This window comes from Enterovibrio nigricans DSM 22720 (assembly GCF_900167155.1).
Lineage (GTDB): Bacteria > Pseudomonadota > Gammaproteobacteria > Enterobacterales > Vibrionaceae > Enterovibrio > Enterovibrio nigricans.
The window spans coordinates 1-8,491 of sequence record NZ_FUXU01000115.1 but is presented as its reverse complement, the minus strand read 5'-3'; the positions used below and the strand labels follow the sequence as shown (position 1 = coordinate 8,491).

12 protein-coding genes and 1 pseudogene are annotated in these 8,491 nt (G+C 45.7%); 11 read left to right on the top strand and 2 right to left on the bottom strand.

Translation table 11 applies throughout. The annotated features are described in order from the left end of the window. Positions 1–235: transposase (locus B5D35_RS21490; protein ID WP_170915189.1), on the bottom strand; the 235-nt coding region annotated here is incomplete at its 3' end. Here B5D35_RS21490 and B5D35_RS25080 point away from each other — a divergent pair. The 11 genes from B5D35_RS25080 to B5D35_RS21440 all read left to right on the top strand — a co-directional run bounded on the left by B5D35_RS25080 (position 234) and on the right by B5D35_RS21440 (position 8,336). Beyond that, entirely contained in the window at positions 234–617 is a 384-nt protein-coding gene (locus B5D35_RS25080; RefSeq protein ID WP_244556698.1) for an Acb2/Tad1 domain-containing protein, read from the top strand. The two genes, B5D35_RS21490 and B5D35_RS25080, sit on opposite strands and share 2 nt — an antisense overlap. Before the next feature lie 9 nt (positions 618–626). Beyond that, the gene (locus B5D35_RS21480; protein ID WP_078754518.1) at positions 627–899 is read left to right on the top strand and encodes a DUF2635 domain-containing protein; all 273 of its coding nucleotides are present in this window, start codon (positions 627–629) and stop codon (positions 897–899) included. Continuing rightward, positions 899–2,386 carry a phage tail sheath subtilisin-like domain-containing protein gene (locus B5D35_RS21475; RefSeq protein ID WP_078754517.1) on the top strand — a complete coding sequence of 496 codons (1,488 nt, stop codon included), beginning with the start codon at positions 899–901 and terminating at the stop codon, positions 2,384–2,386. Before B5D35_RS21480 ends, B5D35_RS21475 begins: the two co-directional genes overlap by 1 nt. A 15-nt stretch (positions 2,387–2,401) precedes the next feature. After that, positions 2,402–2,569, top strand: coding sequence for a phage tail tube protein (locus B5D35_RS25325; protein ID WP_269809170.1), 168 nt, complete (start codon positions 2,402–2,404; stop codon positions 2,567–2,569). Further along, positions 2,557–2,754, top strand: coding sequence for a phage tail tube protein (locus B5D35_RS25320; protein WP_269809172.1), 198 nt, complete (start codon positions 2,557–2,559; stop codon positions 2,752–2,754). Before B5D35_RS25325 ends, B5D35_RS25320 begins: the two co-directional genes overlap by 13 nt. After that, positions 2,754–3,149: a phage tail assembly protein gene (locus B5D35_RS21465; RefSeq protein ID WP_078754516.1), complete on the top strand. Its 396-nt coding sequence runs from the start codon at positions 2,754–2,756 to the stop codon at positions 3,147–3,149. Before B5D35_RS25320 ends, B5D35_RS21465 begins: the two co-directional genes overlap by 1 nt. A 92-nt stretch (positions 3,150–3,241) precedes the next feature. Then, positions 3,242–4,924, top strand: a complete 1,683-nt coding sequence (locus B5D35_RS25555; protein WP_139367825.1) for a tape measure protein — start codon at positions 3,242–3,244, stop codon at positions 4,922–4,924. Between the two features lie 11 nt (positions 4,925–4,935). Next, positions 4,936–6,255 (top strand): DNA circularization protein, encoded by a 1,320-nt coding sequence (locus tag B5D35_RS21455; RefSeq protein ID WP_078754515.1) that lies wholly within the window; start codon positions 4,936–4,938, stop codon positions 6,253–6,255. Continuing rightward, positions 6,248–7,336 (top strand): phage baseplate assembly protein, encoded by a 1,089-nt coding sequence (locus B5D35_RS21450; RefSeq protein ID WP_078754514.1) that lies wholly within the window; start codon positions 6,248–6,250, stop codon positions 7,334–7,336. Before B5D35_RS21455 ends, B5D35_RS21450 begins: the two co-directional genes overlap by 8 nt. After that, positions 7,333–7,938 (top strand): phage baseplate assembly protein V, encoded by a 606-nt coding sequence (locus tag B5D35_RS21445; RefSeq protein WP_078754513.1) that lies wholly within the window; start codon positions 7,333–7,335, stop codon positions 7,936–7,938. The genes B5D35_RS21450 and B5D35_RS21445 overlap by 4 nt, the downstream gene beginning before the upstream one ends. Positions 7,939–7,940: 2 nt before the next feature. Further along, positions 7,941–8,336, top strand: a complete 396-nt coding sequence (locus B5D35_RS21440) for a phage GP46 family protein (protein WP_078754512.1) — start codon at positions 7,941–7,943, stop codon at positions 8,334–8,336. Here B5D35_RS21440 and B5D35_RS21435 read toward each other — a convergent pair. Continuing rightward, positions 8,220–8,491 (bottom strand): annotated as a pseudogene (locus B5D35_RS21435) (transposase); the annotation flags it as partial. The gene B5D35_RS21440 and the pseudogene B5D35_RS21435 sit on opposite strands and share 117 nt — an antisense overlap.

Genomic DNA, 8,491 nt, shown 5'->3' with positions numbered 1-8,491 from the left:
CAGAGTCTAGAAAACCTTGTAGCGCTCTCAATGGCATAGAGAAAATGCGTTTCACCATCAGTGCGGTAGTAATGGCTAAGTCGCTGAATCGGCGAGGTCTACCACGCTTGCCTTGTTTGTTTTGTTTCCACTCAGCTATCGTTTCCTCATCAATCCAAAAGGTCAGAGAACCACGGTTGATTAAGGCTTTGTTGTACTGCTTCCAGTTAGTTGTTTTGTAACGAGGTTTAGACATGAGACTACGACGATTGATGGGTGTAGCCGATCAGATCGTAGCTTCTAGATTTAGTTCCATCGATTTAAGCAACAAAGCCAAGGCGAAATTAAAGACGGCACTCCGGCCATTGAAGGCAACGTGTCATTACCTCAACAAGAAAAAGGTGTATTCAATGGATAACCAACACAAAAAAATCAAAGGCTATCGTGATTTAACGCAAGCCGAAATTGATGACATGAACGCCATTAAAGCAATGGGTGAAAGCTTGAAAGAAATGGTTGAAAAGGCAAAGAGCCAAGGTGATGCAGTTGATCAGCGTTGGGTGTCCATTGCTGAAGACCACTTACAACAGGGCATTATGGCTATGGTTCGTAGCGTAGCGCAACCGGATTCATTTTAGGAGCAAGTCATGACTGTATTTTTAATCCCAACTAAAGAAGATATCCCTGTACGTAAGTCGGATGGTGAATTTCTTGATGCACAAGGGGAATTTGTCGAGCGTAGCTCTTTTTGGGTTCGTCGATTAAATGATGGCGATGTAAAAGAACTCGACGGAACAGCTTTAAAAAAATATCAAGACGAACTTAAAAAAGCAGCAGAGGCGAAAGCAAAAGCGGACGCTCAATTAGAAGAGCAAGAAGAGCAAGAAGCGCAAACGTCTGAGTCTGAAGGAGACGCATAATGTCACTCGGTACTATCCCTAACGATATTCTATTACCTTTGGTCTATATCGATATCGATAACAGCCAAGCCAACAGTGGTACACCTGCACTAAGTCAAAAGGTGTTGGTGATAGGCCAGCAGCTAAGCACAGGTCAAGCTACGCCGTTAACGCTTTCGCGTATCACAACAAGCGAAAGCAAAATGGATGAACTCTATGGCAAAGGTGCAATGCTCTCTTCTGAGCTGAAAACTTTCCGTAAAAACAACCAATACACTGACGTATACGCTTTAGGTGTTTCCGATTTTGAAGGTACAGCGGCGAAGTGTGAAATTGTTGTAGCAGCAAGCGTCGCTAAGAGTGGCATTCTGTACTTGTTGATCGCAGGTAAAAGCGTTCAAGTTCTCGTTCGTGAAGGTGATGATGCCCAAGCGATAGCTGCGGCAATCGTTGCAAACATTCAAAATGTAAAAAGCAACCAGCATTTACCTATCACTGCCGCGCTTAAATCTGGCGCAACTGATACGGTGGAGCTGACCTGTAAATGGAAAGGTATTACAGGCAACGACATCGATATTCGAGTGAACTATTACGATGGTGAAGTGCTACCAGGTGGTGTGACTCTCACAATTAAAACCATGACAGGTGGTCAAGGTTCGCCTGATATGAACGCTATCGTGGCTGCTATCCCTGACGAATGGTTTAACCATATGGTAACGCCATACAACGACACACAATCAATGAACGCACTGCGCGATGAACTGATGAATCGATGGGGGCCTCTCAAAATGATTGAAGGTATTGCGTATACAGCGCATCGCGGTACGTTTGCTGAAACAGGTGCTTATGGTCAAAGTCGTAATGACTTCCTCTTTACCTGCATGGGAACAAACCGCTCGCCTCATGCTCCATGGGAATTTGGTGCAGCTTATTGTGCTCAAGCATCGTACTCATTAGGCATTGACCCCGCGCGTCCTCTTCAAACATTAGTATTAAGAGGTTTATTGCCACCGGCTAAAAATGACCAATGGGATAACACCGAGCGTAATCTGTTACTTCGTGATGGTATTGCTACCTACATGGTAACTCCAGGCAACGAGATTGCGATCGAGCGTGAAGTGTCTATGTATCGCCTCAATAGCTATGGCGACCCAGACCCTAGTTATCTTGATATCACAACCCCTGCGACGTTGGGCTATATGCGTTACTCACTGAAAACGATGGTGACGAATCGCTTCCCTCGCCACAAGCTCGCTGGTGATGATGTATTAGATCTACTTGACCCTGCTCAGCCTGTGGTTACGCCAAAAATCATGCGTAATACCATCATTGAGCTAGCGACAACAGATTGGGTGCCTAAAGGGTTACTTGAAGACTTAGCTGGCTTTAAAGACACGCTAAATGTGTATCGAGACACAAGCGATAAAAACCGCCTCAACTGTGTGTTTAATCCAAACATCGTTAATCAGTTCCGCGTCTTTGCGGCACTACAACAATTCAAACTGTAATCGGAAGGTTTTGAAATGGGTAAAATTCTTGGTGAAGTTGTCATTCGCAGTAATGGCAAGCAATTGAAGACAAAAAAAGGCTCAACCTTAAATCCTGGTGGTTACACGCTGACCCTCATGTTGGGCCTGGTCGAGTTTGGGGTGACTCTGAAGAGTTTACTCCACCAACAATCTCAGTTGTGATTGCGGCTGATGAAGATGTCGATGTTATTGAGATTAACAGCATTCGAAATGCCACGATGACATGGGAAGGTAATAACGGTGTTGATTACATGATGACAGGCGCTGGCCCACAAGAGCCATTCCAACTATCTGACTCAGGCGATATTACGGGTACTTTTCGCGGGCATAAGGTGGAGAAAGTTTAATGGCCGTTTTAACTTTTGAGTTAGAAGATGGCTACAAAGTGGGTGAATCAACCCACTTTGAAGTTGGTCTTCGAGAGCTGACTCCCACGGATATTTTCGAAGCCCAATTAGCTTCTGAGAAAATAAGCATTATTGATAATCGTCCATATGCCTATACCAGCGATGTGCAAATGGGTATGGAGCTGCTTTGTCGTCAGGTGGAATACATTGGTGTAATTCAAGGCCCTTTCCGTTTCAAGGAATTACTTAAATTAACCTCCTCTGATTTTGCTCTTGTTCAGCGCAAAGCGGCTGAACTTGATAAGGCAATGATGCCAGCTGAAATGATGGAGGAAATTGAAGAACGGGGGCGAGATGAAATCGCTAACCCAGCCGCTGAAAGTCTTGCTGTTTAATCTTGGTGCAAGATATCCGGTTAGCGATTTAAAACAAATGCCCGTACGCCACGTGTTCGATTTTCTAGCGTCATTGACTGAGGATGCCAAAAATGAGTAAGCAACTCATTACCGATATCGTATTAAACCTATCGGGTAACTTAGCTTCGAAAGCTCGCCAATATTCCAATCAGGTTTCAGCGCTTGGCTCTCAAAGTCAAAAGACATTTGACATGATGTCAAAATCAGCAAAAGCAGCCAGTCAAGGTATCGATACCGTCGGCAATCGCACCATTATTGGCGCAGGTGCGGTTGCCGTTGCGTTTGAGCGTACTTTTATCAAAACGGCAGCAGAGTTTGAGCGATACCAGATCATGTTAAACCAACTTCAAGGCTCAGAAGAAGGTGGCGCAAAGGCGATGGCATGGATTGAACAGTTCACACAAGACACGCCTTATGCGGTTAATGAAGTGACGCAATCTTTTGTAAAGCTTAAAGCATTTGGTCTGGATCCTATGGATGGCACGATGCAAGCCATTGCAGACCAAGCCGCGATGATGGGCGGTACAGCAGAAACCATTGAAGGTATATCACTGGCTCTTGGACAAGCTTGGACTAAGGGGAAACTCCAAGGTGAGGAAGCACTACAACTGCTAGAGCGTGGCGTTCCTGTTTGGGATTATTTAGTTAAAGCCAGTAAAGAGCTAGGTCACAACAATGGACTTGGTTTTACGGCCGCTCAACTACAGGACATGGCTTCAAAAGGAGAGCTTGGCCGTGACACTATTCGTCGTTTAATTGATGAAATGGGGAAAGCTTCGGAAGGTTCCGCTAAAGAGCAGATGAAAACATGGAACGGCATGGTCTCCAACATGGGAGACCATTGGGCCATATTTAAAAAAGATGTCATGAGTGAAGGTCTATTTGACGGTCTAAAAGATGAGCTCGGTGATTTTCTGTCTATGCTGGACGAGATGAAAAAAAATGGTGAATACGACGACTTTGTTAAAAGTGTTGGTAAGGATCTTGTCGATGGCTTTAAAGCGGCGGCTGATGCGGCAAGAGAAATAAAAGAAGCAGGTCAAGATATTATGCCTGTTATTCGACAAATTACGAACATGACAGCTGAGCTTATAGAGGCTGTGGGTGGTTTTGGTAATTTGGCGAAAATACTTGCTTCTGTATACGCCTTAAATAAAGCGATTCGAATTAGTGCTCCGGTATTAAAAGGTGGCGCTGCGGTTGGTGGTTGGGCCGTCGATAAACTTCGAGGCGGCAAAGCTGGCGCAGCGAGTAAGGCTGCCAGTGCGCTTGGTGCTGCCCCTGTCTATGTAGTTAATATGCCAAATGGTGGTTTTGGCGGGCCCGATGTTGACGGAAAGAATCCTTCAAAAACTAAAGGTAAAGCCAGTTGGTGGTCGCGTTCACTATTAGCGGCAAATAGCGCTTTTGATTTAGCTGCGCCTTACGCTAAAGGAGCGGCGCGGACGGGTGGCCCTGCGGCGGCGCTTTTAATGTTAGGTTCTGCCAAAGAATACGATCCTAATAATCCCATGTTTTTACCGAATAACTTTGTGCCTCCTACTAAGCAGAAAAAAGTTACGCCGGAAATTGAAGCGGCAATGAAGCGCTATAACTCTGCGTTTGCAAACTCAAATTCTGTTTGGAGCATGGCAGGTCAATCCCCTGCTGGGAATGTGAAGTTAAAAATAGAAGTGTCAGACGATCGTATTAAGGTCACGCCAGAGAAATCTATTCCAGGCATTCAAATTGATCCCGATACGGGCATAAATTAAAGAGGCTGTAAATGTCATTTGAAGAGCGTTTAATGGCCTCAGTTCGTGGGGTTGAATTTTATCTCGATGAGGCCGATGGCGAATCTGGCCGCCGCGCTATCCCCCATGCGTATCCAAAAAAAGAATTGGGTTACACCGAAGATAACGGCAAGGTTTTAACGCAAGAGCGCATTAATGGCCGATGTGTAGGTGAAGATTACTTCACTGAACTTAAAGCCATTTTAGAAGCATTGAATAAACCAGGGCCGTGTGAATTTGTGCATCCTTGGTTTGGCATTCGTAAAGTACAAATCGGCAAGGTTAGCCATAAGCTGGTTAATAAAGTCGATGGTTTGGCAACCTTTAGTTTTGAAGTGTTTGAGGTTGGCGAAAACCTATTCCCAACTGCTAAGCGTGATACGGCGAACCAAGTTCAAACTGAATCCGCGAAAGCGCAAGATGCTGCCAATGGTGCATTTGAAGATAAGTTCGATGAAACCGCAACGGAAGGCGTTGGCGACATGGTCGATCAATTTTTCGATGATATGGATGAGTTCACCCGTGGCTTACCCTCTCTACCTGCTGACCTTCGTGAATGGACTGACCGCCTAATGCGTGCAAAAGATTCGCTCGGCAATCTATTGGCTTATCCTGGTGAGCTGGCTCGTGAAACTATGGGCTTACTGGAAAATGTCAAAAGTGTTGTGATGGATCCAATGCGAGCGCTTGATGTTTACCAGAACGTCGAGAACCGCTGGAATGGTATGCGAGCAGAATTAGCGGTTACGGGTGGATTAAGTCGTAACATTGAAAGCAAAGATGGTAAAGCCAGTTCGGTATCGAGCGTTGCAAACCCAACTAAGCAGCAAGCGGTGTTAAATAATGCGCAAGCCTTTAAGCACCTTATCTTAAATTCAGCGATCGTATCGAAAGCGGCAGCAATGGGTAATGCTGATATTAGTGTCCCTCTTGTAGACCAAGAAGAACAAATTAAAAGCTTGTCTGGAGCTGAACGTCAGGTGGCATTAACAGGCCAGCAATTAACCTCAATTGGTCATGATATTGCGAACAAGCTTGCAGAGTTATCGGCTGATGCCGTTGAGCGTGGTGATTCGTCAGTCTGGCGACAGTTTCGTGCACTTCGTCAAGCAGTGCTAGCAGATACACGCGCACGTGCAGAGCAATTACCTCAGTTGAAGCTTTATCGCGGCACGACAACAGCGCCAGTCTCTTTGATAGCTTGGCAAGAAACAGGAAATACCGAAACACGCCAAAGTATCGTTCGTCGTAATGGTTTATCTAATCCGGCGTTTATCTTACCGTCTCAAACGATAGAGGTGATTCATGAATGATGATGTCGTATTGAAAGCAGGCGGTCAGGTTTATGGGGGCTGGACAAAGGTCAATGTGACACGCTCACTAGAAGCAATGTCTGGCTCGTTTGATTTAGAACTGACGTGGAAGTGGAAAGGCTCTGACGCGCAATACAAAGCGTTTATGAAGCCAATCAAAGAGGGTCAACCTTGCGTTGTGGAGATTGGCGGAGAGCGAGTGATTACGGGCTATGTGGATGACTGGGTTCCAAGTTATGACGCCAACAAGGTGATTATTTCAGTTAATGGCCGTGATAAAACCTCTGACCTTATTGATTGTTCAATTGACCAGCCGTCAGGCCAGCTCAACAACTTAGACTTAGCCCAGATTGCTAAAATTGTGTGCAAGCCTTTTAGTATTGACGTCATCATTCAAACGGACGTCGGTGAAGCCTTTCCTCGCGTTCAAATAGAGCAAGGTGAAACCCCTCACGAGTTATTAACACGCCTTGCTCGTCAGCGTGGAGTGCTGCTAACCAGTGATGCTTACGGCAATTTGGTTATTACCCGTAGAAGCACTGTTCGAGCAGGCGTGGCTCTAATCTTGGGTGAGAATGTGCTCGCGGCACGTGGTCGCTTTAGTTACCGTCAGCGTTTTAGCCATTATAAGATTAAAGCGGTTGGCGCATCATTTGGTGATTGGGATGTTGCCGCGCCGATAGCTGTTGGCGGTATCGAGGCGAGCATCAAAGATAATGAAATCCATCGTTATCGACCGATGATTATTGTCAATGAAGAAGTGACAACGGCGGAAGGGGCTGCAAAACGTGGTCAATGGGAACGCCAGCGAAGTATCGCTAAATCCAACGGTGCAGAGTACACCGTAACAGGCTGGCGTATCCCCCAAACGGGTAAACTTTGGAACTTCAATACCACCGTTCCTGTGCAAGATGAGATTTTAGGGTTAGATGAAGAGATGTTGATTTCGTCTGTAATGTTTAGTGCTGGTGACGACGGTCGTTTAGCTGTTTTGAGTGTTGTGAAACCAGAGGCGTTCGATATTCCAGCTCAAGTGGTCAAAGACACTGAAATTAAATCAAGTTGGAAGGTTAATTCATGATAACAGCTCGTTACATTGACAGATTACTTGCACCTATTCGTCGTCGCATTACAGGCATGGTCACACGAGCGTTAGTAACCGGTATTGTTGAAGACTTACAGCGTCAAAACCTGCAACTAAAGATGCACGCAGGCGAATCCGGTGACAATATAGAGCGCTTTCAAAACTACGGGATGAGTTCATTCCCACCAGACAGCAGTGAGGCCATTGTTGCGGCGCTTGGTGGTAACGTAGCAGACTTAGTTGCTCTAGCTGTAGAAGATAAAAAATGTCGCCCAAAGGGTGTAAAACACGATGTTTTTCTTTACCATTTAGAAGGTCACAATCTCCGCTTAACCAAAGATGGAAAGTTAGTCGTTTCAGCAACTGACGTTATTTTTGAAGCGCTAAACTCCTGCACTATTATTTCCCCACAAACATTAGTTCAAGGTCCTTTGCATGTCACAGGTGGCATTTCAACTGACCTCGGTATTTTTGCTACAGGCGGCATTACCTCCTCAAGCATGATTAGCGGCTCAGACCTTATGGCTGGCGGCTTCAGATACCTTGGTCACTTACACAAAGACGCAGAGAACAGGAATACTTCAATACCAGTGGGTTAGCTATGAGCGTGAGCATCGTGTTCGACATGATGAAAAACACCGGAGTGATTATCGAGGGCGAGCGTGTCGAAAACGACACTGTTTCCGCCCTCGTTTTGATCTCATTGTTTACCGATGCGCGCGCACAAGAGTCAGATACGTTACCGGATAACTCACGTAACCTTCGTGGCTGGCCTGGTGATTCATTTTACGATGCCCCATGGGGTTCAAAGCTTTGGCTTTTATATCGTGAAAAGCTGACCACAGACGTGCGCAATCGTGCTGTGAAATACGCTGAAGATGCGCTTCCCATCAGTACCATGCTTCTTGACCTTCCATTCACCCTCGCCATAAACCTTGAGGCCAGTGGCTTCAATTGCCGGGTGTTGTATTGCTCCTCTGGTTTTGGTTTTAAATGAAACCTCAACTTCCTTAGCTCGGCGGCTTATACAGGTGTAGTGCGGGCAAACAAGCGGGATGTTAGCCAGCTTAAAAACAGAGTCTAGAAAACCTTGTAGCGCTCTCAATGGCATAGAGAAAATGCGTTTCACCATCAGTGCGGTAGTAATGGCTA

Bases quoted from the DNA above. Each gene is read 5' to 3' on its own strand.
- B5D35_RS21475 (WP_078754517.1), top strand. From the start codon at position 899: ATGTCACTCGGTACTATCCCTAACGATATTCTATTACCTTTGGTCTAT.
- B5D35_RS21465 (WP_078754516.1), top strand. From the start codon at position 2,754: ATGGCCGTTTTAACTTTTGAGTTAGAAGATGGCTACAAAGTGGGTGAA.
- B5D35_RS25555 (WP_139367825.1), top strand. From the start codon at position 3,242: ATGAGTAAGCAACTCATTACCGATATCGTATTAAACCTATCGGGTAAC.
- B5D35_RS25325 (WP_269809170.1), top strand. From the start codon at position 2,402: ATGGGTAAAATTCTTGGTGAAGTTGTCATTCGCAGTAATGGCAAGCAA.
- B5D35_RS21450 (WP_078754514.1), top strand. From the start codon at position 6,248: ATGAATGATGATGTCGTATTGAAAGCAGGCGGTCAGGTTTATGGGGGC.
- B5D35_RS21455 (WP_078754515.1), top strand. From the start codon at position 4,936: ATGTCATTTGAAGAGCGTTTAATGGCCTCAGTTCGTGGGGTTGAATTT.
- B5D35_RS25080 (WP_244556698.1), top strand. From the start codon at position 234: ATGAGACTACGACGATTGATGGGTGTAGCCGATCAGATCGTAGCTTCT.
- B5D35_RS21445 (WP_078754513.1), top strand. From the start codon at position 7,333: ATGATAACAGCTCGTTACATTGACAGATTACTTGCACCTATTCGTCGT.
- B5D35_RS21440 (WP_078754512.1), top strand. From the start codon at position 7,941: ATGAGCGTGAGCATCGTGTTCGACATGATGAAAAACACCGGAGTGATT.
- B5D35_RS21480 (WP_078754518.1), top strand. From the start codon at position 627: ATGACTGTATTTTTAATCCCAACTAAAGAAGATATCCCTGTACGTAAG.